Annotated in this window: 16 protein-coding genes; 5 read left to right on the top strand and 11 right to left on the bottom strand. The window is 63.1% G+C overall.

What is annotated here, in order from left to right; all coding sequences use genetic code 11:
* Nucleotides 1–58: 58 nt before the first annotated feature.
* Genes AACH73_RS16960 through AACH73_RS16970 form a run of 3 tightly spaced genes read right to left on the bottom strand, consistent with a single transcriptional unit; the run spans nt 59 to nt 4,487 of the window.
* On the bottom strand, nt 59–2,503 hold the full coding sequence (locus tag AACH73_RS16960) for an ABC transporter permease (RefSeq protein WP_272742358.1): 2,445 nt from the start codon (nt 2,501–2,503) through the stop codon (nt 59–61).
* An 8-nt stretch (nt 2,504–2,511) separates the two neighbouring features.
* Nucleotides 2,512–3,192 carry an ABC transporter ATP-binding protein gene (locus tag AACH73_RS16965; protein ID WP_013480861.1) on the bottom strand — a complete coding sequence of 227 codons (681 nt, stop codon included), beginning with the start codon at nt 3,190–3,192 and terminating at the stop codon, nt 2,512–2,514.
* Entirely contained in the window at nt 3,189–4,487 is a 1,299-nt protein-coding gene (locus tag AACH73_RS16970) for an efflux RND transporter periplasmic adaptor subunit (protein WP_272742359.1), read from the bottom strand. Before AACH73_RS16970 ends, AACH73_RS16965 begins: the two co-directional genes overlap by 4 nt.
* 117 nt (nt 4,488–4,604) lie before the next feature.
* On the opposite strand from AACH73_RS16970, the gene AACH73_RS16975 reads away from it, so the two are divergent.
* Nucleotides 4,605–5,177, top strand: a complete 573-nt coding sequence (locus AACH73_RS16975) for a response regulator (RefSeq protein WP_338735952.1) — start codon at nt 4,605–4,607, stop codon at nt 5,175–5,177.
* 3 nt (nt 5,178–5,180) lie between these two features.
* Nucleotides 5,181–6,404, top strand: a complete 1,224-nt coding sequence (locus AACH73_RS16980; protein WP_338735953.1) for a HAMP domain-containing sensor histidine kinase — start codon at nt 5,181–5,183, stop codon at nt 6,402–6,404.
* Nucleotides 6,405–6,502: 98 nt separating this feature from the next.
* Here AACH73_RS16980 and AACH73_RS16985 read toward each other — a convergent pair whose 3' ends face one another.
* On the bottom strand, nt 6,503–7,219 hold the full coding sequence (locus tag AACH73_RS16985) for a TorF family putative porin (protein WP_338735954.1): 717 nt from the start codon (nt 7,217–7,219) through the stop codon (nt 6,503–6,505).
* 178 nt (nt 7,220–7,397) lie between these two features.
* The gene (locus AACH73_RS16990; protein WP_338735955.1) at nt 7,398–8,774 is read right to left on the bottom strand and encodes a dicarboxylate/amino acid:cation symporter; all 1,377 of its coding nucleotides are present in this window, start codon (nt 8,772–8,774) and stop codon (nt 7,398–7,400) included.
* A 198-nt stretch (nt 8,775–8,972) separates the two neighbouring features.
* Between AACH73_RS16990 and AACH73_RS16995 the strand changes: the two genes are divergently transcribed.
* Together AACH73_RS16995 and AACH73_RS17000 are read left to right on the top strand one after the other, a co-directional pair.
* Complete coding sequence (locus tag AACH73_RS16995) at nt 8,973–10,667, top strand: ATP-binding protein (RefSeq protein ID WP_338735956.1); 1,695 nt, start codon at nt 8,973–8,975, stop codon at nt 10,665–10,667.
* A gap of 8 nt (nt 10,668–10,675) precedes the next feature.
* Nucleotides 10,676–12,019 carry a sigma-54 dependent transcriptional regulator gene (locus tag AACH73_RS17000; RefSeq protein ID WP_272742365.1) on the top strand — a complete coding sequence of 448 codons (1,344 nt, stop codon included), beginning with the start codon at nt 10,676–10,678 and terminating at the stop codon, nt 12,017–12,019.
* A gap of 173 nt (nt 12,020–12,192) precedes the next feature.
* Here the strand turns inward: AACH73_RS17000 and AACH73_RS17005 are convergent, their stop codons facing one another.
* From AACH73_RS17005 to AACH73_RS17015, 3 genes are all read right to left on the bottom strand, one after another.
* Entirely contained in the window at nt 12,193–13,599 is a 1,407-nt protein-coding gene (locus AACH73_RS17005) for an amino acid permease (protein ID WP_338735957.1), read from the bottom strand.
* A gap of 139 nt (nt 13,600–13,738) precedes the next feature.
* A complete protein-coding gene (locus AACH73_RS17010) occupies nt 13,739–16,081 on the bottom strand; it encodes a Tat pathway signal protein (protein WP_338735958.1) in 2,343 nt (780 codons plus the stop codon).
* Between the two features lie 196 nt (nt 16,082–16,277).
* A complete protein-coding gene (locus tag AACH73_RS17015) occupies nt 16,278–19,247 on the bottom strand; it encodes a TonB-dependent receptor (RefSeq protein ID WP_272742367.1) in 2,970 nt (989 codons plus the stop codon).
* A 193-nt stretch (nt 19,248–19,440) separates the two neighbouring features.
* On the opposite strand from AACH73_RS17015, the gene AACH73_RS17020 reads away from it, so the two are divergent.
* On the top strand, nt 19,441–20,448 hold the full coding sequence (locus AACH73_RS17020) for a cupin-like domain-containing protein (protein ID WP_272742368.1): 1,008 nt from the start codon (nt 19,441–19,443) through the stop codon (nt 20,446–20,448).
* Nucleotides 20,449–20,466: 18 nt separating this feature from the next.
* On the opposite strand, the gene AACH73_RS17025 is transcribed toward AACH73_RS17020, so the two are convergent.
* From AACH73_RS17025 to AACH73_RS17035, 3 genes are all read right to left on the bottom strand, one after another.
* Nucleotides 20,467–21,480: an Ldh family oxidoreductase gene (locus tag AACH73_RS17025; protein ID WP_272742369.1), complete on the bottom strand. Its 1,014-nt coding sequence runs from the start codon at nt 21,478–21,480 to the stop codon at nt 20,467–20,469.
* 4 nt (nt 21,481–21,484) lie between these two features.
* Nucleotides 21,485–23,851, bottom strand: coding sequence for a DPP IV N-terminal domain-containing protein (locus AACH73_RS17030; RefSeq protein WP_338735959.1), 2,367 nt, complete (start codon nt 23,849–23,851; stop codon nt 21,485–21,487).
* A 158-nt stretch (nt 23,852–24,009) separates the two neighbouring features.
* On the bottom strand, nt 24,010–26,310 hold the full coding sequence (locus tag AACH73_RS17035; RefSeq protein WP_338735960.1) for a glycoside hydrolase family 3 C-terminal domain-containing protein: 2,301 nt from the start codon (nt 26,308–26,310) through the stop codon (nt 24,010–24,012).
* Nucleotides 26,311–26,338 lie beyond the last annotated feature (28 nt).

Genomic DNA, 26,338 nt, shown 5'->3' on the forward strand with positions numbered 1-26,338 from the left:
AAAACAAGGCCCGCTCCTGTAGGGAGCGGGCCTTTCTTCTTACTGATGCCTGATCTTCTTACTGATGCCTGAGCGCCTTGCCCGGTTCGGTCGAGGCGCTGCTGAGCGCCAGCCCCCCCACCGTCCCCAGTGCGATGGCCAGAGCCGCCGCCGTGGCGATAAGGAAGAACAGCGGGCTGATGCCGATGGCGTCGTCAAACTGCGACAGCCACTGCCCCAGAGCCAGCCAAGCCAGAGGCCAGGCGATGACGCTGGCGATCAGCACCGGGCGCAGGAATTGCAGCGTCAGAAGCCGCACCACCTGACCGCGCGACGCCCCCAGCACCTTGCGCAGGCCGATTTCACGGGCCCGGCGTGAGGTATTGAACGCTGCCATACCGTAGAGCCCGATACAGCCGATCAGCGCCGCCACCCCGGCCCCAACCCCGAACAGGTTGGAGCGGTCGCGTTCGGGCTTATAATACTTGTCGAGGTTCTCATAGGCCGACGTGACTTCGAACGGCACGTCCGGGGCCACCTGACGCCACACCTTGCGCAGACGCTCACGCATCACGCTTTCGCTGACGCCGGCATAGCGGACAAAGCCTACGGCCGCGTAGGCGACGTGGGCATCGAACATATACAGCTTGGCCGGAATGGGCTCCGACGGATGATAGAAGCGCGCGTCTTCGACCACACCGACGATACGCACCGTATGATCAGAGAAGCGCGCGGTCTGCCCCACAGCGGCCTGTGGTGTCTTGAAGCCCAGACGCTGTACCGTCAGGCGGCTGACGACGACATTGGTCACCCGGCCCGGCTCGGCCTTGTCACCCACCCACGTCTGATCCTCGGCAAAGCGCGGATCAAAATAGCGCCCGGCCAGCAGTTTGATGCCGATCAGATCGAAATAGCCCGGACCGACCACCGACCAGTTGACCGTCGGCGATTCGGTCAGCTTGTCGCGCTGTCCCGGCAAAACGATATTGGAGTTGTTGACCGTGTTCTGATCGCCCGGAATGGCATTGGCGATACTGACCGCCGTGACATTGGGCAGGGCCCGCACGGCCGCCTGAAAGCCCTCGCGCTGTGCGGCATTGATATTGACGTCGCGGATCGAATTGACCAGCAGCAGGCCGTCGCGCTTGAAGCCGAGATCGGCCGACTGGATATGCTCGATCTGTTTGATGAAGCCGAGCATCAGGGTGAAGGCCATCACCACCGCCGCGAATTGCAGAATGACGAGGCCTTCGCGCAGGCGCATCCCCAGACGGCCGCCCGCCGGGGTGCGGCTCGACGCCAGCACCTGTGCCGGTTTGAAGGCCGACAGGGCAAAGGCCGGATAGAGGGCCGCGACCAGACCGGCCAACAGCACCACCCCCAGAAGCCCGGCCAGCCATATCCCGTCTTTCGTGTAATCGAGCGCCAGAGACAGGCCCCCGGCGGCATTGATCAGCGGCAGGGTCAGTTCAACAAGAGACAGGCCTACGATAAAGGCCAGCAGCAGGGTCAGCAGGGCCTCCCCCAGAAATTGCAGCCGCAAGGCCGAAGGACGCGCCCCCAGTGTCTTGCGCACCGCCACTTCACGCGCCCGCAGGCCCGCCCGTGCCGTGGCCAGATTGACGTAGTTGATCAGGGCCAGCACCAGCGCCACCACGCCGACCAGACCCAGTGTGACGATGGCCGCCTTCTGCTTGGGGTCGATCAGGTGAACATCGGCCAGCGGCACCAGCACCAGCTTCATCAGGCTGCTGCCCTTGACACCGGGGCCGAAATTATTGCCCACCTGACGGTCGGTAAAGGCGTCCAACTGGGCCTGTAAGGCGTGCGCCTGCGCCGGCGTATCGAATTTAAGGAAGGCCCAAAGCTGCACCGAGCCCCAGTGATGCCAGGTGTCGGTCTCCATCGCCGTGCGCTGCGGCGTGAGGCGCCGCAACAGCCCCGATTTGAGATCGCTGTTTTCCGGCAGATCGCGAATAACGGCGCTGACCACATAGGGTTTGCGCCCCTCGGCATCGCTGAGCGTCAGGGTCTTGCCCACCGCATCCACCGTGCCAAAATACTTACGCGCCTTTTCCTCGCTGATGACCACGCTACCGGGATCATTCAGCGCCGTAGCCGCGTCTCCGGCGCGCATGGGCATGCCGAAAAAGGTCAGGAACTCCGGATCGACCAGCTCGATCTGCTCGGAATAGACCTCCGACCCCTTGTGCACCGTGACCGGGTTCGACCAGTCGCGCACCGTGACCAGTTGCGGATAGCTGGCCTTCAGTTCTTCGGTCAGGCCACCCATGCCCCCGATACGCACCTCATCGGTCATGCCGGGGAAGAAATAGCGGGTGCCGACGGTATAGATTTTGGCGCGTTCGGGGCTCCAGGTCTCATAGCCGGTTTCAAAGCGCACCAGCAGGCTGAGCGCGATAAAGACGGCGATGCCGAGACTGAGGCCCAGAAGGTTGAGGCCGCCATAGAGGGGATGTCGGGTGAAGGAGCGCCAGAAGGCGATCAGGACAGAGCGTAACATATCAGGCCTCACAACATCTGGGCGACAGAGGCCACCAGTTGCCCGTCGAGAATATCGACGCGGCGGCTGGCCTGATCGGCGTGGCTGGGCGAGTGGGTGACCATGATGATGGTCGCCCCAGAGGCGTTCAAACCTTTAAGGATGTCCATGACCTGCGCGCCGTTTTCGGTATCGAGATTGCCCGTCGGTTCGTCGGCCAGGATCAGGTCGGGATTGCCGACAATGGCGCGCGCAATGGCGGCGCGCTGCTGCTGACCGCCCGACAACTGATGCGGGAAGTGGCGCGCCCGGTGGGCGATGCCCACGCGGTCCATGGCCGTTTCAATCGCCTGACGGCGCGACCCCTTCTGCCCCTGACGATAGAGCAGGCCCAGCTCGATATTCTCATAGATGGTCAGGTCATCGACCAGATTGAAGCTCTGAAAAATGAAGCCGAGATGGCGGGCGCGATGCTGCGCCAGCTTCGCTTCACTCAGTTTGGCCAGATCGACCCCGTTGAACAGATAGGCTCCGGAGGTCGGGCGGTCGATGGTGCCCAGCGTGTTGAGCAGGGTCGATTTTCCGCAGCCCGACGGCCCCATAATGGCGACGAATTCACCCTGACGGATGGTCAGGTTGATATTGTGCAGGGCCGTGGTTTCGATCTCATCGGACCGGTACAGGCGGGAGACGTTTTGAAGCTCAATCATGAATTCGGGTCCGACTTGATGTGGAGATATTGCGCATTGCGCAGGTTGGAGACTCCGGCAGTAACGATGCGTTCGCCGGGTTTGAGGCCGCTGAGGATTTCGACCTGTTCGGGGTTGCGGCGGCCCACCGTGACGGCGCGGCGGCTGGCCTGATCGCCCTTGGCGTTGAGCACAAACACCCACGCCCCGCCCGATTCCGTCAGCCAGCTCCCCGACGGGGCCAGAATGGCCGGCGTCGTCTGACCCAGTCTCAGGCGGATATCGACGGTTTCGCCGCGTTTGAGATCGGCGGGCGGCGGCGTGACAAACTGCAATTCGGCCACCACGCGGCCATTGGTCACCTGCGGGAAGACTTTCGAAACGGCGACGCTGACCGTCTGACCGTGCAGGCTGGCCTCGGCTTTCTGGCCTTCGGACAGGCGTTGCAGGTAGAATTCATCGACCTCGGCGCGCAGCTTGTAGCTGCCTTCGGAATCGACCTGCGCCACCGCGTCGCCCTCCTTGACCGCCTGCCCCGGCTTGAGGCTGAAGGCGGTCAGGCGGCCCGCCGCCGGGGCGGTCAGGGTCAGGGCGTCGAGGCCGCGACGCACCTCCCCCAGATTGCGACGCAGATCCTGCGCATTGTCCTGCACCTGACGGCGCTGACCGGCATAGAATTGCGCGTCCGGCGTCTGGGCGGTCTTGAGCGCCGCCACGCGCTGACGCTGATAGGCGACCTCATCGGCATAGGGTTTGACCGCCGCCGCATTGATGAAGCCCTTGTCGAGCAGGGTCTGGCGCTTCTGATACTCCTGCTCGGCGCGGCTGAGGGCATAGGCGGCATCGGCCAGCGCCTGTTCGCGGCTTTCCTGCGCGGTTTTCAGCGCCATCAACTGGTTGGAATTGTCGGTGAGACGCGCCGAAATATCGGCTTCGCGCGCCGACACATCCAGCGTCAGGGCGGGGTTGACCAGATAGACCAGCGCCTGTCCCTTGGTGACGCGATCGCCGTCGCTCACCGCCACGGCCTGCACGCGACCGGCGGTCGCCGCCGTGATATAGACCGTGTCGAGCGGCACGGCTTCGGCGCGCAGCGGCACGTAGTCCTGATAGGGGGCGCGCACCACCTCCCCGGATTCGAGGGTACGGGCCTCGACCGTTACCGTACCCGACTTGGGCAGGGTCAGGTAAAAGGCGAGGCCCGCCGTGGCGATGACGACGGCGGCAGCGGTGATCTGAAACGGACGGCGGCGATACCAGGGTTTGGCGCGCTTGCGGTCCATGGTGGTGGAGGATGAGAGGACGTTATCGGGCATGTTAAAACGCTAACACAGCCTTTTCAATTCATATAAATAATTCATTTTGCTTGCTTTTTGTCGATTTTTGCCCTCAAATCAGGATTGAAATCGCCCCGCAGGTGTCCGAATCCGAACATGCCCTCCGAAGCCGAAACACCCCCTCTGACGCGCGCCGTCTTTCTCGACGACGACCCCGACATTCTGGCGGCGGCCGAGCTGGTCCTGACGCGGCAGGGCTTCACCCTGCGGACGGCGCAGTCGCCGGATGAGGCGCGCGCTTTGCTGGAGTCTGAGACGCCGGACGTGCTGCTGCTCGATCTCAATTACCGGCGCGGCGATACGTCAGGCGAAGCGGGTCTGGCCTTCCTGCAAGAGCAGCTCAATAAGACCCCGCACCTGCCGGTCGTCGTCGTCACCGGCCATTCGGGCATGAGCATCGCCATTCAGGCCATGCGGCTGGGGGCGCAGGATTTCGTGGTCAAGCCGTGGAACAATGAACGGCTGGTGGCCGCCCTGCGCGCCGCCATTGAGACGCCGCCGCGCGTCCCCGCCGACCTGCCGCCGCAGGACCTCAATCTGGAGCGCTCGGAGCGTGAGCTGATCAAGGCGGCGCTCAGCCGGCATCAGTTCAATATCTCGCACGCCGCCAAAGACCTTGGCCTGACACGCGCGGCGCTGTACCGGCGCATGGAAAAGCACGGTCTGTGACGCATGGGGGCTCATCGCATCTGGCTCAGCATCATCGCGCAGGTGGGCGTCTTCGCCCTGGGGGTCGGGCTGTGGCTGGCCCTCAGTCAGGGCTATTACGCCACGGCGCTGGTCTGCGGGCTGGCCGCCGTCGGACTGGCCGTGGCGGGCGTCAACAGCCCGGCCTTCCATCTGGCGCGTGAACGCCTGCGCGCCCGGCTAAGCCCCGCGCCGATCTTTACGGCGGAGCTGGGGCGGCGACGGCTTCAGATGCTGCTCGATCAGGCCCCCTCGCCGCTTTTGCTGCAAACCGATGATGGTCAGATCATTGCCGTCAACCGCGCGGCACGGCAACTGTTCGGCGTCGCCTACGCCCTGCCTCTGGCCGTGCGCCGCACGCTTGTCGGTGATGGTGGCGACCTGTTTGCGCCGGGGCAGCAGATCGTCTGGGAAGGCCGCACCTTTGCCGTTCAGCACAACGAGCTGATCGAGGATGAGCGGACCTCGCAACTGGCCATCCTGACCGATATTTCCGCCGATGTGCGCGCCGCCGAAGCCACGGCGCTGCGTGACCTGCTGCGGGTGCTCAATCACGAACTGATGAACGCCCTGACGCCCGTGGCTTCGATGAGCAAGAGCGCGCTCGACCTGCTCACCGACGATACACCGCAATCGCGCGCACTGGCCATCAAGGCCCTGGAGCGGGTGGTAGCGCGCACCGAAGGCCTGCACGACTTCATCAATGCCTATCGCGCCCTGACCCGTCTGCCGCCGCCCAGCCTGCAACCGGTGCGCCTGTCGGAATGGCTGGAGGTGCTGCACGAGAGTTTCACCGCTCAGTGGAGCGACAAGGGGGTCAGGCTTTTGTGGGAGGTGCCGCCCGAGGAGGTGAGGGTCCGCATGGACGAGGATCAGATGTGGCTGTGCGCCGGGAACCTGCTCAACAATGCGGCACAGGCGGCGCTCGAAAAGGGCGGCGACCCCAGGGTCCGCCTGCGCGCCGCTGCGGGGGAAAGTGACCTGACCATACTGATCGAGGATTCCGGCCCCGGCATCCCGGCCGAACATGGCCGTCAGGTCTTCATGCCCTTCTTCACCACCAAGGCCACCGGTACGGGCGTGGGCCTCAGTCTGGCCCGGCAGATCGTACAGGGCCACGGCTCGGACCTCAGCCTGTTGCCGCTCAGTCCCGGCGATCCGGACGCCTTGGGCGGCGCCCGTTTCGCCTTTAGTCTTTCTAAAATCTAGAGCGATGTGCGGAAGAGTGTGAGCGGTTTTCCGCAAAAACATCGCGACAAAACAAAAATTTAGAGCGAAATGGCGCTTCCACCTAAAGTCATTTCGCTCTAGAATTTCTTCGACAGGGTGATGAAGGTGGACTCGCCGTACTTGTCGCCCAGATCGCCCTTGTCGGTCGTGGTGAAGGTCAGGCTGGCCATAAATTTTGGCGTCACCGCATAGCTCACCCCGGCCAGATAGCTGGTGTAATCGACGCTGTGCCGGTTGTGACGGAAGCCATTGGCCACCTGAAACGACAGTTTGGGCGTGACCTTATAGTCGAGACCCAGGTCCGTGTAGGTCGCCGTCTTTGCCTTGCCGTAATTGTCGTCGGCATAGGCGAAGTTCAGCTTGCCGCTCAGCCTTTTCGTCAGCTTGCGCGTGGCGGTAAATTCGTACTCCATCCACTCATTATCAATGCCGGCTTTGGTGCCGTTATACTGCTTGTAGATAGCGCGGGCCACGATGTCATTGCCTGCGAGATTGGTCTTGTAACCGAGGATGGCCTGGGTCTGGTTATCGACGCCCGTGGTGCGGTCGCGCATCGACTTGTACAGGACACCGGCAAAGAACTTACCGTAAGCGGCCTGCCCACCCACAATGTATTGCGGGCGGCCCTCGGTCTGGCTGACGCCGCGATAGATGCCGTCGCTCAGCAGTTTGACCTCAGCGGAATATTTGATCGTTTCAGGCCTGGCGGCCGGGGCGGCCTGCGCGGCCTGAGACAGAGTTAGGGGAAGGGCCACAAGCAGGGCCGCCGACAAACGGATAGTGTTCGCAGACATGAGGGTCTCCGTTTGCGAAACCGCAAGGCAGTCTCGCATGAATTTGAGAAGAAAGGGTTTAGGGGAAAAATACCCGTGCCGGAGGCTCGAACCGATACACCGGCACGGGTCAGTCAGGATGGAACCACGTCGGGGGGACACGGCCGGGGGATGGCCGGAAGGTTCCATCCTTAAAAGGTTAGTCCGCGCTCTTTTCGCCCAGTTGCAGACCCGCCGGAGCCCCGTGGATGGCCATGACCGGTTCGGCCTCGACCACAGGCTTGCCACTCAGCGCCGCGCGGAAGGTGTGCATGTCGATCGACTTTTCCCAGCGGCTGACTACGACGGTGGCGACCGCATTGCCGATGAAGTTGGTGATCGAGCGGCATTCCGACATGAAGCGGTCCACGCCCAGAATGATGGCCATACCGGCGATGGGCACGCTCGGCACCACCGACAGGGTGGCGGCCAGGGTGATGAAGCCCGCGCCCGTCACCCCGGCTGCGCCCTTGGACGACAGCATGGCGACCGACAGAAGCAGCAGTTGCTGCTCAAGCGACAGGTGGGTGTTGGTGGCCTGAGCGATAAACAGGGCGGCCAGCGTCATGTAGATATTGGTGCCATCGAGGTTGAACGAATAGCCGGTCGGCACGACAAGGCCCACGACCGAACGCTTGCAGCCTGCGGCCTCCATCTTTTCCATCAGGCTCGGCAGGGCCGACTCCGACGACGAGGTGCCGAGCACCAGCAGCAGCTCCGCCTTCAGATAGCTGATCAGCTTGAAGATCGAGAAGCCGTTGGCCGCACAGACGGCGCCCAGAATGACGATCACGAACAGGGCCGAGGTGGCGTAGAAGGTGCCGACCAGTGCCGCCAGATTGATGATGGAGGCGATGCCGTACTTGCCGATGGTGAAGGCAAAGGCGCCAAAGGCCCCGATGGGCGCGGCCTTCATCAGGATCGACACCATTTTGAAGATACCGGCGCTGACCAGTTCGAGCAGGCTGACGAGCGGTTTGGCGCGCTCACCGACAAAGATCAGCGAGATGCCGAACAGGATGGCGATAAACAGCACCTGAAGGATGTTGCCTTCGACAAAGGCCGAGGTGAAGGTCGTCGGAATGATGTCCATCACGAAGCCGATCAGGGTCGTTTCGTGCGCCTTGGCGGCGTATTCCGTCACCTTCTCATTGTGCAGGGTGGCCGGGTCGATATTCATGCCGTGACCGGGCTGAACCACATTGGCGACGATCAGGCCGACGATCAGGGCCAGGGTCGAGAAGGTCAGGAAGTAGGCAAACGCCTTGCCCGTGACCGAGCCGACGCCTTTCAGCGAGCCCATACCGGCAATACCGGTGACGATGGTAAGGAAGATGACCGGGGAAATGATCATCTTGACCAGCTTGATAAAGCCGTCACCCAGCGGTTTCAGCGCCTCGCCGGTCTGCGGGTAAAAGTGCCCGATAGCCGCGCCCAAAGCGATGGCGACCAGCACCTGAAAATAGAGATGAGTGTAGAAAGGACGCTTGCGCGGCGCGGCCGCGGTCAGCGTGTCCGTTGGGGTATGCATCTGCATGGGTGTTCCTCGACCCTTTGGTGGTTTTTGTTAACGCACCATAATCCGGCACCACCCCTGTGCCCACACTTCGGCCTGTTTTCATTAATCCATTGAAATTTAGAAATTTATAGCAAAGACAGGCCCCTATTTTGTGTGGAATTTCACACATGTAACCCGGACATTGTGCGAAAATTCGCAAAGGCTTATAAGGGAGATATGCCCCCTGTACCGCGCCAGATTCGACGGCCTCTGCTGATCCTCGCCGGCCTCGCTTGCGTGGCCGGTCTGGGGCTGGTCCTGTGGGGCGTCTGTAGCCTGAGCTATACCAGCGCCCTGCGCAGCGTCTCCGAAGACGTCGAAACGCGGGCCCGCTTGCGCGCCGCCGTCCTGCAAAGCGAGATGGAGCGGCAGGCGACGGTGGCGCTGGTCCTCAGCGACGACAGCGACGTGACCGCCGCGCTGCTCGGCAACCGGCCCGCGCTCTATAGCGGTGTCTCGAAAAAGCTGGATCGACTGCGCACCCAGACGCGCAGTTCGGTCATCTATATCATTCAGGCCTCCGGCCAGACGGTGGCGGCCAGCAACTGGGCCCTGCCCGTCTCCTTCGTCGGCAGCAATTACAGCTTCCGGCCCTATTTCCGCGAAGCCATGACGAACGGCACGGCGACACAGTTCGCGCTGGGCACGGTCAGCCGCAAGCCCGGCCTGTTTTTTGCCCGCGCCGTCACCGCCTCCGGGCGCCGGCTGGGCGTGGTGGTGGTGAAGATGGAGTTCGACCCCATCGAGGCCACCTGGGGTGGGCTGGGTGAAGACACCTACGTCACCGGCCCCACGGGTGAGGTCTTCCTGACGGCGCACCCGGAGCGACGCTTCAAGCCCCTCCCCGCCCTGTCGGCGCGTCAGATCGACACGGTGATTGATCTGCCGGGCGTCGGCTGGAAGCTGCACGTCATCAGCAGCGATCAGGCGGCGCGCGATACGGCCATCGCCGCCACCCTGACCGCCGCTCTGGCCTTTGGCCTGCTGGGGACGCTGAGCGCCTGGCAATGGCGCAGACTGCGGCAAAGGCGGCTGTCGGCGGCGCGCGAAGCCGAATACCGCGAACGGCTGGAGCGCGATGTCGCCACCCGCACCGAGGCCCTGAGCGCCACCAATGACCGCCTGTCGAAGGAGATCCGCGAACGCCGCACCGCCCAGCGACGCCTCAGTCGCCTTCAGGCCGATCTGGTGCAGGCCAACAAGCTGGCCAGTCTGGGGCAGATCACCGCCGGTGTGGCCCACGAAATCAATCAGCCGGTCGCCACCATCCGCGTACTGGCCGAAACCGCCGCCAGCCAGACACCGTCAGCGCGCGGGGCGAAGGCGATCATTGCTGAAAACCTCAGCGCCATTATCCGCATGTGCGACCGCCTCGGTCACATCACCGGCGAATTGCGCACCTTTTCGCGCAAGGCCTCCAGCGAGGTTGAGCCCGTGCCGCTGAAAGAGGCGGTGGCCTCGTCCATCCTGCTCAATGAAAGCCGCCTGCGCGACCATCGCGTCAGCCTCCGTTGCGACCCCATCGACCCGCAATTGCGGGTCATGGCCAGCCGCGTGCGGCTGGAGCAGGTGCTGGTCAATCTGCTGCAAAACGCCTTCGAGGCGCTGGAAGGGGTGCCCGACGCGCAGGTGCGCCTCAGCCTCAGCGCCGACGGCGATCAGGTGCGCCTGCACGTCGCCGATAACGGGCCGGGCCTGCCGCCGCAGGTACAGGCGCAGCTTTTCACCCCCTTCGTCACCACCAAGCCCAAGGGGCTGGGCCTCGGCCTCGTCATCGCTCACGACATTCTGCGCGATTTCGGCGGCGCGCTCAGCGCGGAAAGCTCTGAGACCGGTGCCACCTTCATTCTGACCCTGCGTAAAGCCTCATGACCCCGCACATGACCCCTGTGACCGCGCCCCTGATCCTGATTGACGACGATGCCGACCTGCTGGCGGCGCAAAGTCAGGCCCTGCGCCTCGACGGCTTTAGCGTGCAGGCCTTTGCCAGCGGGGCCGAGGCGCTCAAGGCCCTTGATGGGACCTTCCCCGGCGTGGTGATCACCGATGTGCGGATGCCGGTCATGGACGGCCTTGAGGTCTTTGCGCGTATCCGCGCTCTCGACCCTGACCTGCCGGTGATCCTGATGACCGGGCACGGCGATGTGCCGATGGCCGTGCAGGCGCTGAAGGACGGGGCCTATGACTTCCTGTCCAAGCCCTTTGCGCAGGACGATCTGCGTCAGAGCGTGCGCCGCGCCGTGCAGACGCGCGAACTGGTGCTGGAAAACCGCCGCCTGCGGCAGGCCCATGCCCAACTGGCCGATCAGGACAGCCGCTACCCCCTGCTGGGCGATTCCGCCGTCATGACCCATCTGAAAAGCGTGGTGGTGCGCGTCGCCGAGGCCGAGGTCGATACGCTGATCAGCGGCGATACCGGCGTGGGCAAGGACCGCGTGGCGCGCGCCCTGCACGCGCTCAGTGCCCGCAAGGGCCGGGCCTTTGTGCATATCGGCTGCGCGGCGCTGGACGAGGAGCGCTTTCAGAGCGAGCTGTTCGGCAGTGAACAGGGCCTGCGCCCCGGTGCCCCGCGCCTGATCGGACGCATCGAAAAGGCACATAAGGGGACGCTGTTCCTCGATGAGGTCGAGGGGCTGACGCTCAGCCAGCAAGCGCGGCTGTTGCGCGTGCTGGAAACGCGCGAGGTGTGGCCGGAGGGGGCCGAAAGCCCACGGCAGGTCGATATCCGGGTCATTGCCGCCACGCGCATTGATCTGGTGCAGGCCGTGCGCGACGGGCGGTTTCGCGCCGACCTCTATTACCGGCTGAGCGGCGTGACCCTGCGCGTGCCGCCGCTCAGCGAACGGCGCGAGGATATTCCGCTGCTGTTTCAGCACTTCCTGCTGGCGGCGGCGGCGCGTCTGGGTCGCCCGGCCCCGCGCCTCAGCCTTCAGGCCCAGAGCCATCTGCGCCAGCACGACTGGCCCGGCAATGTGCGTGAACTGGAGCAATATGCCGAACGCTATGCGCTGGGCATAGACGACAGTCTGCCGGGTGCGGAAAACGATGCGCCGGGTCTGGCCGAACAGGTGGCGCGCTACGAAGAGGCCCTGCTGCGCGAAACCCTGGAGCGCCACGAAGGACAGGTGCGCAGCGTGATGGAGGTGCTGAAACTGCCGCGCAAGACCTTCTATGACAAGGTCAATCGTTACGGCATCGACCTGAATGTCTATCGGGGACGTTAGGCTAAAACCACGGATTTCACAGATTACACAGATCAAAGCGCGGTCATGCGGCGTGGTCTGGACGACCTCGGGCAACTCATCTGTGTAATCTGTGAAATCTGTGGTTACCTCTATCAGGGTACACAGAAAGGGCGAGGTGTACCCCGCCCTTTCGCGTTTGACTGTAAGGCCGCCTACGCGCCCTTTTTCAGGCGGCTGTGCCACTTGCCGTAGGAGAAATAGACGACCAGCCCAATCGCCATCCAGATCAGGGTAAAGAGCTGGCTCTGGATCGGCAGGCTGTAGAAGATGAAGGCGCAGCCCGCGATCGCCGCAAGGCCGACCAGCAGGTAGGCCGGGGTTTTGAAGGTGCGCGGCAGGTCCGGGAAGCGGCGGCGCAGGATGATCATCGACAGGGCCACGGCGATAAAGGCGATCAGAGTCCCGGCGTTCGACAGGGCAGCGATTTCTTTCAGCGGCACAAAACCGGCGAAGATGGCCACGAAGATGCCGGTGATCAGGGTGATCAGGGCCGGCGAGCCCTTCTTGTTGACCTTGGCCACCGCCTGCGGCAGCAGGCCGTCGCGCGCCATGACGAAGAAGATGCGGCTCTGACCGTACATCATGACCAGAATGACCGACGGCAGGGCGACAATGGCGGCGAGGCCGACCAGACCGGCCACCACCGGATAACCGATCTCACGCAGAATATGCGGCAAAGGCTCGGCACTGTTGGCGATTTCCTGAAACGGCGCGACGCCGACGGCCACACCGGCGACCAGCATGTAGATCAGGGTCGAAACGGCCATGGAGCCGAGGATGCCGATGGTCAGGTCGCGGCCCGGCTTCTTGGCCTCCTCGGCCGAGGTCGAGACGGCGTCGAAGCCGAAGAAGGCGAAGAAGACGATGGCGGCGGCGGCCATGATGCCGACCTTTTCGCCGCCGATCTGCTGACCGATAAAGCCATAGGGGGCGAACGGATCGTAGTTCCCGGCCTGAATGGCGGGCAGGCCGAGGACGATAAAGGCCCCCAGCGCGACGATTTTGATGATAACCAAGAGGATGTTCAGCGTGGCGCTTTCACGCGCGCCGATCATCAACAGGCCCATCACCGCCAGCGACACCAGCACCGCCGGCAGGTTGACGAGGCCGCCCGCGTGCGGCGCATTGAGCAGGAAGGCCGGCAATTGCAGGCCCATCCCCTCATTCAGCCAGCCGACAAGGTGCGCCGACCAGCCGACCGCCACGCTGGAACAGGCCAGCGAATATTCGAGGATCAGCGCCCAGCCGACGACCCAGCCCGCCACCTCACCGATGGCCGAATAGGTATAGGTATAGGCCGAACCGGCGGCGGGGATCAGGGTAGACATTTCGGTGTAGCACAGCGCCGCGCAGGCGCAGACCAGACCGCAAAGGGCAAAGGAGACCAGCACCCCCGGCCCGGCCAGCCCCGCCCCCACCCCGGTCAGGGTGTAGATGCCAGTGCCGATAATGCCGCCGATACCCAGCGCCATCAGATGCGGCCAGCTCAGCGTCTTGGCCAGCGCCTTGCCGTCTTCTCCCGCCCGATGCAGCGGTTTTAGCGGTCCAAACAGTCCCATGAAAAGTCCCTTAAACAAGACGCCGCGGCGTCGATCCCCGTTTCGTATACGATTTGTGTCGCTTTTATTGCGCCTGTCAACCATCCAACTGTCAACTGCCCATTTGACGGTCGCGCGCCACTCGTATCAAACGCAACTTTTACGCCTTGCGCAAGCGGGCTTGCACGCGAAGAGGCGTGTTTTGAGGCCGGATCACCACATCTTCGCCCTCGACGACCGCTTTTTTGCCGTTCACCGTGACCGAGGCCAGCCGCATCTCTTTCGGCGCCCGCAGGCGCAGACGCACCTCTGAGGGCCGGGTCGCGCCGCCAAGGCGAACCTCGCCGTTGAGCATAAGACCCTGTCTTTGCAGGTGCAGATCGACCGGCCCCCAGCGCGTCGGCGCGCCGGTGATGGCGATGGGCTGTTCGGAGGCGAGCCATTGACGCGGAACGGCGCGGCCCAGCCACAGGGTGTCTGCGTCCGAGGCCTCAAACACCAGCGCCCAGCGCACCAGCTTGGGGATGGTCAGTTGCGCCGGGATGCAGAACAGCGGCAGGCCGCCGGTGATGCCCGTAACCTCCCCCGCCACCCAAGTGCCCGGCGTATGCGAATGGTAGCGGTGCGAGTGCAGGAACAGCAGGTATTCCTCGATGCGGTCCGAGCGCAGCAACTGCTGGGCATAGCCGTAGGAGATAAAGCCCAACTGGTCGCGGCTGTCGTCGCTGGGCGGGCCGAAATTGGCCAGTACGCCGATGGCCGTGCCGCCATGCCCGCGCACGGCGTCGATGACCGTCTGCGCCAGATCGTCGGGCAGGACGTCGGCGTGCAGCAGTTCGGCATAGGCGCGGTGCGCCCAGCCCTGTTCATTACCCGTCTGGGTGCGGGCGGATTCGATCATGGCCTGACGATGGGTCCGTGTGGCCCCCGGCAGGATGGCCACATAGGGCGGTGTCAGGTCGTGGCGGATATTGGCGCGCAGGGTCTTGACCAGTTGCGCCTGAAGCGTGTCGGCGCGCCTCTTCCAGTCGGCGGCCAATCCTGCCCGCTCCGTCGCAATGATGGCCCAGACGGCCGCGATGTCGCGCCAGCCGCGCACGGCAAAGGCCGAATTGTTCCAGTAGGGTTTCCACCACACCGAAGGGTCCGGATGCAGGCAGGCGTCGGACTCGCTCCAGCCGTCGAGCAGGCCGAAACCGGCGTCCCCGACGGGCTTTTTCAGCGCCACGTCGTGCAGTTCGGTGAGGATGGCCGCCGTGTTTTCGATCTTGCCGGCAAAGCGTTTCAGCGTCGCCGTATCGCCCGTATAGCGCAGATAGCGCGCCAGCAGGCTGAGCGTCAGGCCGAACTGCGCCACCTCCGGCCCGCGCATATTGATCTGCCCGTCGGCGAAGACGAAGTCCTCGAAATAGTTGATCAGGACGGCCCTGGCCTGATCGAAGCGCCCCCACTCCAGATTGGCGTAGAGCGATGAGGTGAAGGTGTCCTGAAACCCGTCATATTCCGAACCGAAATAGTCGCGATCGACCACGCCATATTTGGGATAGACGCCTTGCGGGCGCACCATCAGCTCCTTGGCAAAGGCGTGGCTGACCATGTCCGACAGGGCGGTATCGGGGATACTTAGCTTCGCCTGATCCTTCAGGCGCGCCTGCCAGTCACCGGCAAAGGTCAGGAGCCCCTCGTAAAAGGCCTCGGCGGTCGGCTCGACGCGGCGCGGCGGGAACGGGGCGTAGGAATGGCCGAACGCCGTCTTTACCGGCTTTCCGTGGTCGTACTGGATGGTGCGATGCCAGGTCTGCACCACCAGTTTGTCGGTCGCCGTCACATCGGCAAAGACCAGCAGGTCGTAGTGTCGCGTCGGCGAGATTTCGATGATCTTGTGAACCGCGGGCAGCCAGCCGCCCAGCAGCCCCTCCCAGCGGCGGGAGACCTTATCGTCACCGCTCAGTTCGGGAAAGACGTGCTCTGGACGAAAGGTCCGGGTGCGCCCGTTGGGAAAGACGGGCATGGTATCGCCTTGCTGCGTCGTGCCGACAAAGGTCGTCCACGGCATCCGCCACCACAGCGACTCACGAGTGAAGTTCCAGCCGGCCGGCGGGGCCGCGCGGCGCACCTCATCCGGGTCCGGATCGTCGCCGTGCGCCAGCAGCTTGTCGGCCAGCAGATCAGCATCGGCCTGACAGATATCTTTGAGCGCCAGCCCCAGATAGGCGGGCGTGATGTCGTCGAACACCGTCTCCGGGCGCTTCGACAGGGAAAAGGCACCCTTGTCACAGGTGAAGACGATCGGGCCGTCGCGACGCGTCTGATCCTCATGCGCGGTCCATGACGTGCCATGAGCGGTGAACTGCGCCAATGGGGTCAGGCCGTCGGTTTTTACCGTGCTCAGGGCCTCCAGGGCGGGCAACAGGGGCGCAGCCGACGCCGAAGCGGCGCCCAGGCCCGCCGTCCCGGCGAGCGATCCCTGCAAAAAGGCGCGACGATGAAATCCGGGGGTCATGGACGTCTCCCGAGCGCTTTCAGAAACACGCTCTGACAAAAAAATGGCGGCAAACCGTCAGGGACAGAGGTTTGCCGCCCAGGGGGGATATCCCCGGCGCGGGAGGAATGACGCCGGAAGGGAGGAGAGTGAGAAACGCTTACGCTACTACCGATACCGCCGGTGTCATTTGTGAAACGACACCGGCCGAGTGGGCTCAGAACTTCGCCGAGAGGCCGACGAACAACATCCGACCCAATGGATCATAGGTACTGGGGAAGGTGTTGCCGTTACCGTTTTCGACCAGCAGACCGCTCATGATGGCCGGCGGGTCTTTGTCGAACAGGTTGTTGATACCGGCGCGCAGCACCAACCCGTGCGGCAGGTCCTTGGTCACGGCAAGATCGAAATAATCATAGTTGCCGATGCGAGCATTTATCGTCGATTTGGTGCCGGTCAGATACTGATCATTGGTATTGGTGGCGAGTTCCGTGCCACCAAAATGACGCCAGTTGAGCGAGACGCTGGTCGGTACATAGAAGCGATCCGCCCACGGCACCGTCCAGGTGGCGCGCAGATTATGACGCCACTTCGGAGACGGCTGACCGCAGGTGCCACCGTACAGACCCTTGCAGTCATAAGACCCCAGACCCGGCAGCACCTCGGTTTCCAAGGCATTGAGCAGAGTGCCGACAAAGCCAAAGTTCACATCACCGTAGCCGGTTGCCAGACGATAGTTGGCCGTAATGTCGATTCCCTTGGTTTCTAGATAACCAGTGTTAACATTAGTGGAAATTACATAACCGCCCTTCTTGTCGGAACCGTAAAGCGCACCAGTGATGGGATCACGATGGATCAGGCCGCAATAGAAGGCGCTACCGGTTTCGATACATTGAGATACGGCCGTCTGAGCCGGAACCGACCCAATATAGTCCTCAATCCGGATCTTGTAATAATCGACGCTGAGCACAAGATTGGACACGAAGCGCGGTGTCAGAACGAATCCAAAGGTGGTCGTCTTGGCCCTTTCGGGGCTCAGATCGGGATTGCCGCCACCCAGTGCTGTACCCACATCGGCAGGTGTATCGGGAATAGTGCTGCGCTTGATGGGGGGCGTTGTCGTTCCATACTGCGCAGCCGTTACGCCTGTACGCTGACACTGTTCCAGACTGGCGACGCGATTGTTTTCCGAACAGGGATCAATCAGGGCCACATTGCCCACGCCCTGAGCCGCGAACAGCTCGGTAATATTGGCCGCTCGCATGGCTTGGTTATAGCTGGCGCGCAGGAGAATATCGGTCGTGGGTGCGTAACGAACCTCGAACTTGGAGGTTTCGGTCTTCTTTTCCGACCCGACGGAGGTAGAGGAGGATGTATTATAAGTCGATTTGCGGTAACCAAGAGCTAGGTTCAGCGAGTGGATCAGCGGCTTGTCCGCTACCACCGGTATATCGAATTCTGTGAACCATTCATCCACCGATACCTTGCCATCAGCATTGGTGGCGTAAGAAAGCTGAGTTTCGTCCAGCTTTACATCAAGCGTTTCCGTGCGGTGTTCAAGACCAGCCACCACGGCCACGCCGTCATTGGCCCAAGGCGACTTGACACCATACTGGCCGAGATCGCCGCTGACATAAGCGTTATAGACGTCAATCGTCTGTTCGTTACGGGTAAAAGTCGGGGCATAGATAAAGGCATAGCCTTCGGATGAAGGGCCCTTGGCGCTGAACACGTCAATGGGCTTACAGTTGTTGGAACTGTCCTTACACACGACCTGTCCATTGACCAGAACCGCCTGAAGCGCCTGCGCCGCCTTATCCTGATTGATGTCGTTCTGATAGTTGAACTGACCTACGGTTATCGCGTGCATATAGTTGGCATCGTAGCGCCAGCCATCGATAATTTCGCCTTTCAGACCCGCCGTAAAGCGATAGTTGGTATGGCGCATGTCATTGCGGCGTGGCTCACCGGTGGCGGCCCGGAACGATACCCAGCTTTTTACAGTGGTGCTGCTGCCTGCTGCCGACCCACAGAGCATAGAAGCCTGCGACGTACTGAGGAACGGGTTATTACAATTGATGTCAAACGCCCGGCCCGACCAGATGGCCGACGGCGCGACCTGACTGATCGAATGATCATCCATGAACATGAAGCTGCCATAGGCTTCAGCGTGGGGATTGAAGGTATAGTTAAGGAACCCACCGGCCTGATAGCGTTCAGAATTACGCAACGTATAATTATCTGGGGCGTAATTATAGGCGAAGCTGGAATCGTTGGGCACCCATGTCTTCGAGCCATCCTTGGCATTGGCCCAGTTCTGGTTCTTGTTAACCCCGGCAAGATCGTCCAGAGGGCGGAACCAGCCGTAGGCATGGTTGCCCGAGCCGCCGCAAGCGAAAGATGACCCCTTGTCGTCGGCGAAGTTCAGCGCGCAGTTCGAATAGTCCCGCGCGTCCTGCCGCACAGCTTCCATCTTGCGATAGCCGAAATAACCGAGGATGTTGCCTTTGCCCTCGTTGATGCGGCCGCCAGCGGCGATATTGAAGTCGTACTTCTTGCCATCCCAGACATTTTTATCGGCCAGCTTAAAGCCTCGGGCCGCCTGAATGCCGCGCAAATAGTCGTTATCGTTTTTGTGGTTATAAATGCTGTACTGAGCATCGACGATGACGCCGTCCAGACGCTTTTTCATAATGAAGTTGACGACGCCCGACATGGCATCCGAGCCATAGACCGATGAGGCCCCACCGGTCAGCACATCGGTGCGCTCAACCAGAACCGACGGCACAAAGTTGAGATCCACACCGAGAGATGGCAGGAAGCGCTGACCGTCGATCAGGACCAGCGCGCGGTTGCCACCGAGGCTGCGCAGGTTGACGCCCGCCGTACCGTCGGAATTGTTCGACTGGTTTTCGTTATTCCCGGCCTCGATCTGCGGCAGCTTGGCAAGATAGCTGTCCACGCCTGTTGAGCCCTGAAGCTTCACTTCGGCGGCATCGACCGTGGTGATGGGCGACGCGCTCTTGAGGTTCGGACGGCGGATGCGGGTACCGGTGACCACCACCTCCTCGACGGCCGGACTGGCACCGTCCGCCTGCGCCATGGCGGGGGCCGCCACCCAGCCGCTAAAGATGGCGGAGGCCGCCACGCTGCTCATGATTAACGACCGCGTCGTAAGCTTTTTCATGCTGATCCCCTTGACTGGCCGGACAGCGCGGTTCAGCCACGCCATTCGGAAACAATTCTGACATATGCAAAGCTAAACATCGTTCTGCGAAGGCGTCAAATATATTTTATACGATTTAGTCACATAAAGTATACAATACGCACGCGCAGGCTTTTTTCACTGCCCCCTTGCCTTTACGTTGCAGGAGTTCGCCATGTCCCACGATGCTTCGCTTGCCCGGTATAACCGCCCGGATCGCACCGTGTTCGCGCAGCATATCCGCCCGGCGTGCAAGCCGGCGGTGCTCGAAGGCGTGGTGGCGGACTGGCCCGCCGTGCAGTTGGGCCGGACGTCGGATGAGGCGCTGGCCGACTATCTGCTAAGCCACGACAGCGGAGCCCAGGCGGGGGTCTATGTGGCACCCCCGCAGGCCAGGGGCACGTTTTTCTACGGCTTCGACACCCACGTCTCCAATTTCAGCCACGGCCCGGCGACCGTGCCGGAGGTGCTGGAACGCTTGCTGGGCGAACGCGACAAGGCCGACCCTCTGGCCATCAGCCTGCAATCGACGCCCATCGCGTCGCAGATGCCGGGCTTTGCCGCCGAGAACCGCCTTGACCTGCTGCCCGATGTCGCCCCGCGCATCTGGATCGGCAATGCAGTGGTGACACGCACCCATTACGATCTGAACGACAATATCGCCTGCGTCGTGGCCGGGCGGCGACGCTTCAGCCTGTTCCCGCCGGAGCAACTCCCCAACCTCTATCCCGGACCCTATGAACGCACCATCGGCGGCGTGCCGGTCAGCATGGTCGATATCGACCGCCCGGACCTCAGCCGCTACCCGCGCTATGCCAAGGCGCAGGCCGTGCGTGTCGATATCGAGCTTGAGGCCGGGGACGCCCTCTATATCCCCTACGGCTGGTGGCATCAGGTGCGCTCGCTGTCGCCGTTCAACGTGCTGGTCAACTACTGGTGGGAGGCCGCACCTGTGCCTGACGCCGCGCCGTCTGAGGCCTTTTTGCACGCCCTGCTGGCCATACGCGACCTGCCTGAGCCCGAACGCAGCGTGTGGCGTAACCTGTTCGCCCACTATGTGTTTGGTGAGAATGGCGACCCGGTGGCGCACCTCACCCCGCGCGACAAAGGCCTGTACGGCCCGCTGGATGCCCCCATGCGTCGCAGGTTGAAACGCCAGATTGTGAAAGCGCTGCAAGATTAAGATGTCACCACGGATAAACTAAACCGTCAGCGCCACGATATCCGCATAGAGCTGAGCGGGGATGCTCACCCTCCCCGTGGCCGCCGTGCGCGCGCGGGCCTCGTAGCGGCGTTGCGACGGCAGGCGCGCCCCCTGCCCCACTATGGCGTCAAACAGCGCCTCGGCCCGGCCCGCATGGTGGGCGTAAGCCCCGCCCATAAAGGTCTCGGGGTCGATGGCCAGCAGCAGCTCGCCGTGATAGGGCGTCGCCCCCTGCCCCGCATCGTAGGCGTAGGATTCCAGACTGAGGAAATCCCCGATCAGCGGCCCGGCCATCAGCTCGATCATGGCCGACAGGGCCGAGCCCTTATGCCCGCCAAAGGTCAGCATGGCCCCGGACATAGCCGCTTCGGCGTCGGTCGTGGGCTGGCCGTCGCTATCGAGCGCCCAGCCTTCGGGGATAGGCTTGCCCGCCCGGCGGTGCAGTTCAATCTCACCGCGCGCCGCGGCACTGGTGGCAAAGTCAAACACAAACGGCTCACCTTCCGGACGCGGCCAGGCAAAGGCCAGCGGATTGGTGCCGAACACGCCCTTTGTGCCGCCATGCGGCGCGACCCAGGCGTGGCTGGGCGTCATGGCCAGTCCTACCAGACCTTGGGCGGCAATGGCTTCGACCTCCGGCCACAGGGCCGAAAAGTGGTAGCAGTGCGTGATGGCCAGCGCGGCAATCCCCTGCGTGCGCGCCTTGTGCGCCAGAAGCGGCAGGCCGCGCGCCAGAGCCAGCAGCGAATAGGCTCCCTGCGCGTCCGCCCGCACCAGCCCCGGTGCCGCGTCGCTGATCAGCGGTTCGGCATTCGACACCTTGCCCGCCCGGCGCGTCGCCACGCACACCAGCAGGCGGTATAGGCCGTGCGAATGGCATTCGTCGCGCTGCCCGGCCAGAATGGTGGCGGTGATCGCCTCGGCATGGGCTTCGGAAAAGCCGTTACCGATCAGGGTGCGCAGACTAAGCGCACGGGCGTCGTCGAGGGTCAGGCTTACGGTCTCGGTCATCTTGTCACTTCGTTTTCGGCAGGGTGTCAGGGCGCGCATTCCACGCCGGAGTCGCTTCGCCTTGCAGGTGGCGGATGAAGAAGTCGTACTGACGGCGCAGGCCGTAATTGACATCGCCCGTATTGCGCAAGGCACCGTGGCCTTCGTTCGGCGCCACGATCAGGTCGAAATCCTTGCGCGATTTGATCAGGGCATTGACCACCTGAAGCGTGGAAGCCGGATCGACATTCATGTCCAGTTCGCCGACGACCAGCAGCAGGTCGCCCTTCAGCTTATGGGCGTTTTCGACCCCCGAAGCGCGGGCATAGCTGGCATCGACGGGCCAGCCCATCCACGCCTCATTCCAGTCGATCTTGTCCATGCGGTTATCGTAACAGCCGGCATAGGCGACCCCGGCCTTGTAGAAGTCAGGATATTCCTCAAGGGCGCTCAGCGTGTTCTGCCCGCCCGCCGAGCCGCCATAGATGCCGACCCGGCTGATGTCGTAATAAGGGTAACGGGCGGCCACCGCCCTGTGCCAGGCGATGCGATCGGGGAAACCCGCATCCTGAAGGTTTTTCCACGCCACATCATGAAAGGCCTTGGAACGGTTCAGCGTCCCCATGCCGTCGATCTGCACCACAATGAAGCCCATATTGGCCAGAGACTGCATGCCGATCACCTTGTCGCCGCTGGAGTGCGGGCCGAAGGGCCAGAAGGTCTTGGGCACAAAGGACGAATGCGGCCCCGCATAGATGTTTTCAATGACCGGGTATTTTGTGTTCGGATCGAAATTGGTCGGGCGCACGATGACGCCCCAGATATCGGTTTTGCCGTCACGACCTTTCGCCGTAAACACCTCCGGCGGTTTGAAGCCCGCCGCCGTCAGGCGCGAAATATCGCCATTTTCGACCGTGGTGACAAGGCTGCGGTCCGCCACCCGGCGCAGCTCCATCACATTGGGCAGGTCCACCCGCGAATAGGTGTCGGTATAGTACTGCATGTCCGACGAGACGCTGACATCGTGATAAGCCGGGGCCGTGGTCAGCGGTGTCAGATTTCTGCCGTCGAAATCCACGCGGTAATAGTGCTGGAAGTACGGGTCTTCGCCCTTACGCCTGCCGTTGGCGGCGAAATAGATCTGGCGCGCCTTGTCATCGACCTTCAGCACCTGACGCACCACATATTCACCCTTCGTGATCTGCGTCTTCACCTGGCCGGTCATGGCGTCGTACAGATAGAGGTGGTTCCAGCCGTCGCGCTCCGACATCCAGATCAGCTCGCGCCCCTCACCCCCCACATCGTAGCTGAAGCGTCGGCTGTAGCTGTTGATGAAGGTGTCCGAGCGGTCCTCGGCCACGACGCGCGTCCGGCCCGTCGCCGCATCGGCCTCGATCAAGCGATAGATCTGATGGCCGCGCTGATCATACTCAAAGCGCAGGCCGCGACTGTCCTTGCGCCAGCTCAGATGGCTCAGCGACAGGGGATTGGGGAAGAGATCGGTGGCAATCTCGATCTGACGGCGCGTCCTGACCTCGAACAGCACGGGCCGGTCGATGTCGATAGGGTCGCCGGGTTTCACATAGAGCTGGGTATCGACCTTGGGCTGCACCTGATCGGGGGGCGAGGAGATGACCCGCACCACTTCGCGGCGAAAGCCCGGCTGGACGCGATAGGCGACGATCTTTTGCGAATCCGGCGACCACTGGATCGATTCCGGATCGTAGAACTGCCCCTGCGACCCGTCGGTGGACAGGCGGATCGTCTCGCCCCCGGCGCCGGGACGGATGACGAGGTTGAAGCCTTCGACAAAGGCCAGCCACTGACCGTCCGGTGAGGGTTTGGGCGTATTGTCAGCCGGTGATCTGAGGTCGCGCACCACGCCGGAAAAGCCGCGATCCTGCCGCCGGTCCACGGTCTTTTCACATAGATAGGCCACGAGATCGCAAGACCACATCGCCTCATCCCAGCGGATAGCGACCTTTTGGCCGCCATCGCTGAACTGCGTCATCGAAAAGGGCGGCGTGAACGGCAGGGTCAGGCCGCTGAACGCCGTGCCCGCCGCCGCATTGAAGGCCGCGGCCAGCCGGTCGTGGTCGAAGGCCACCTGCTTCTGCCCCGTCGCCGCGTCCATACGGATGAACTGAAACCCGCCTGCGACCGTCTTGCGGTAGATGAAGGTCTGCGTGCCATCCAGCCATTGCGCCGGTTCGGCTATATCGCGCGTCAGACCGGACCACGCTTCGCGCAGGCCGATGGCTTTTTCGTAGGCGGTCACGCTGGGGGCAGCCTTGGCGGCCAGTGTCTGCGCCACCGCCCCGGTGGGCATCAGGGCCGTGCTGTTCAGAAGGCTCAGGGCCACAAGGGCCGAAATCCGGACGCAACGCTTCATGACCCTCTGCCCCTTCGCATCACCACAAAAGGGCATTTTGTATATTATATACAAATAAGTCAACCTATCGTGTGGCCCCGGCGTTTTGCCGGAAGCCACCATAAGAAAAGCCGGTCCGGGGGGAGCCGGACCGGCGCAGGCGCGTCGCCAGGAAACCATCAGTTTCCGGCGAGTCGCTGCCCTTTCACATCGAAGGTCGCCTCCGGCAGCGTCACCTCGACCTTCGGGCCGAGAGCATCTGCCGCCGACCCAACCGCCACCGTGTAGGTACCGGCCCTGATCCGCCACAGGCGGCCCGCCGGATCGTAGGTGGCGAGGGTGCGCGGATCGACCGGCACGGTCACGGTGCGGCTCTGCCCCGGTTTCAGCGCCACCTTGTCCCAGCCCGCCAGACGCTTGGGCGCTTCCCAGCCCGCCGCCTGCGGGGCCGCCACATAGATTTGCGGCACATCGGCAGCGGCCCGCTTGCCGGTATTGGCGACCGTGAGGCTGACCGACAGGGTACCGTCGCGCAGATCGGCCTTCAGGCCCTTATAGGCGAATCGCGAATAGGTCAGGCCGTGGCCGAAGGCGAACAGGGGTTTGAGGTTTTGCCGGTCGAACCATTTATAACCCACAGCGGCCCCTTCGATCTCGTAATTGATCTGGGTCACGGGCTTGTCCGGCTGGCCCAGCCCGTCGAGCACCGGTCGCGGCAACTGATCCAGCGACACCGGGAAGGTGAGAGGCAGGCGGCCCGACGGCGACACCGCCCCGATCAGGACGCGGGCAATGGCCGTCCCGCCCTGCGTTCCCGGATACCAGGCCTCCAGCACGGCGCGTGTCTTCGACAGCCACGGCATCAGCACCGGTCCGCCAGTTTGCAGCACGACGATGGTGTTGGGATTGGCCGCAGCCGCGGCCTCGATCAGGGCGTCGCCGTTCTGATCGAGTTTCAGTGCCGCGTCTATCGCCTCGGCGGTCCATTGGGTGCCGAAAACGATGACCACATCGGCGCTGCGGGCCAGTTCGGCAGCCGCCTTGAGGTCCTTGCCGTCGTCATAGACCACCTCGGCCCTGGTGAGACGCTTGAGCGCGGCCACCGGCGCATCCGGATAATAGGTCACCGGGCCGGGGAAGAATTTGGGCCCCAGGTTGAGATCGGCCACCGGATTGCCGCCGTGGCCATAGACCTGAGACGAACCGCCGCCCGACAGCACGCCACGATCCGCATAGCCACCCAGCACGACGATCTTTCTGGCACTGGCAGCCAGCGGCAGGACGCCCTCGTTTTTCAGCAGCACCATGCCCGCTTCGGCGTCGGCCTGCGACACCTTGCCGTGCGCGGCAAAGTCGATCTCGGCCTCCTTCACCTCGACGGCCTTGTCGAAGGCCCCGGTCGAGAACAGGGCCCACAGGACACGCCGCGCCATGTCATCGAGGCGCGCCTCCGGCACCTGACCGCTGTTGACCGCATCGGCCAGCGCGCCCGCGAAATAGGGGGCCTTGTCGAACGGATAGCCCGATTGCTGATCGAGGCCGGCATTGGCAGCGGGAATGGTCGAATGAGTCGCGCCCCAGTCCGACATGACGAAGCCGCTGAAGCCCCAGTCCTTTTTCAGCACCGTATTGAGCAGGTAATCGTTCTCGCAGGCATAGACGCCATTGACGCGGTTATAGGCGCACATCACGGCCCCCGGCTTGCCGACTTCCAGCGCGTACTGAAAGGCCAGCAGGTCGGATTCGCGCCCCGCCTTGTCCGAAATATTGGCCGAGGCCGAGTTGCGGTGCGTTTCCTGATCGTTGAAGGCAAAGTGTTTGAGCGTCGAAATGATCTGGTTCGACTGGATGCCGCGAATCTGCTCACCCACCATGACCCCGGCCAGCAGCGGGTCTTCGCCGCCATACTCGAAATTGCGGCCATTGCGCGGTTCGCGGGCCAGATTGACGCTGCCCGCCAGTAACACATTGAAGCCCGACAGGCGCGCTTCGCGGCCGATCATCGCCCCGCCGGCAAAGGCCATCTGACGGTCCCAGGTGGCGGCGGTGGCCAACCCCGACGGCAGGGCGGTACGCAGGCGCGGCGCCGGCCCGGCCTGAGAGGCGACACCGATACCGGCATCGGCCTGCCACTGGTTCGGGATGCCCAGACGCGGCACACCGAAGACGAAACCGGCCGATTGCGGACGGGCCTCCGCCGGCATCTTCCACCCCAGACCCGGAATATCGCCGCGCAGGTTCATCCATTCGGCATTGGTGCCGAAATGCCCCATCAGCAGGGCCAGTTTCTCGGTCTGCGTCATCTCCTTCAGCAGGAGCTCGGCGCGCGTATGGGCATCGAGCGCCGTGTTTGTCCACGGCGTTGCCTTGGGCGGCGGCGGGGGCGGCGGCGGGCCGAACTGCGCCAGAGCGGGAGCCGCGGACACAAGCATGGCGCCAAGGGCGACCGTGGCAATGAGAGAGCGCTTCACGAACGTCATCCTGAATTCCCTGTCGATAGGATTATGA

This window comes from Asticcacaulis sp. DW145 (assembly GCF_037101385.1).
Lineage (GTDB): Bacteria > Pseudomonadota > Alphaproteobacteria > Caulobacterales > Caulobacteraceae > Asticcacaulis > Asticcacaulis currens.

Excerpts from the sequence above, each read along its gene's own strand:
- AACH73_RS16960 (WP_272742358.1), bottom strand. The coding sequence starts at position 2,503 with ATGTTACGCTCTGTCCTGATCGCCTTCTGGCGCTCCTTCACCCGACAT.
- AACH73_RS16965 (WP_013480861.1), bottom strand. The coding sequence starts at position 3,192 with ATGATTGAGCTTCAAAACGTCTCCCGCCTGTACCGGTCCGATGAGATC.
- AACH73_RS16970 (WP_272742359.1), bottom strand. The coding sequence starts at position 4,487 with ATGCCCGATAACGTCCTCTCATCCTCCACCACCATGGACCGCAAGCGC.
- AACH73_RS16975 (WP_338735952.1), top strand. The coding sequence starts at position 4,605 with ATGCCCTCCGAAGCCGAAACACCCCCTCTGACGCGCGCCGTCTTTCTC.
- AACH73_RS16980 (WP_338735953.1), top strand. The coding sequence starts at position 5,181 with ATGGGGGCTCATCGCATCTGGCTCAGCATCATCGCGCAGGTGGGCGTC.
- AACH73_RS16985 (WP_338735954.1), bottom strand. The coding sequence starts at position 7,219 with ATGTCTGCGAACACTATCCGTTTGTCGGCGGCCCTGCTTGTGGCCCTT.
- AACH73_RS16990 (WP_338735955.1), bottom strand. The coding sequence starts at position 8,774 with ATGCAGATGCATACCCCAACGGACACGCTGACCGCGGCCGCGCCGCGC.
- AACH73_RS16995 (WP_338735956.1), top strand. The coding sequence starts at position 8,973 with ATGCCCCCTGTACCGCGCCAGATTCGACGGCCTCTGCTGATCCTCGCC.
- AACH73_RS17000 (WP_272742365.1), top strand. The coding sequence starts at position 10,676 with ATGACCCCTGTGACCGCGCCCCTGATCCTGATTGACGACGATGCCGAC.
- AACH73_RS17005 (WP_338735957.1), bottom strand. The coding sequence starts at position 13,599 with ATGGGACTGTTTGGACCGCTAAAACCGCTGCATCGGGCGGGAGAAGAC.
- AACH73_RS17010 (WP_338735958.1), bottom strand. The coding sequence starts at position 16,081 with ATGACCCCCGGATTTCATCGTCGCGCCTTTTTGCAGGGATCGCTCGCC.
- AACH73_RS17015 (WP_272742367.1), bottom strand. The coding sequence starts at position 19,247 with ATGAAAAAGCTTACGACGCGGTCGTTAATCATGAGCAGCGTGGCGGCC.
- AACH73_RS17020 (WP_272742368.1), top strand. The coding sequence starts at position 19,441 with ATGTCCCACGATGCTTCGCTTGCCCGGTATAACCGCCCGGATCGCACC.
- AACH73_RS17025 (WP_272742369.1), bottom strand. The coding sequence starts at position 21,480 with ATGACCGAGACCGTAAGCCTGACCCTCGACGACGCCCGTGCGCTTAGT.
- AACH73_RS17030 (WP_338735959.1), bottom strand. The coding sequence starts at position 23,851 with ATGAAGCGTTGCGTCCGGATTTCGGCCCTTGTGGCCCTGAGCCTTCTG.
- AACH73_RS17035 (WP_338735960.1), bottom strand. The coding sequence starts at position 26,310 with ATGACGTTCGTGAAGCGCTCTCTCATTGCCACGGTCGCCCTTGGCGCC.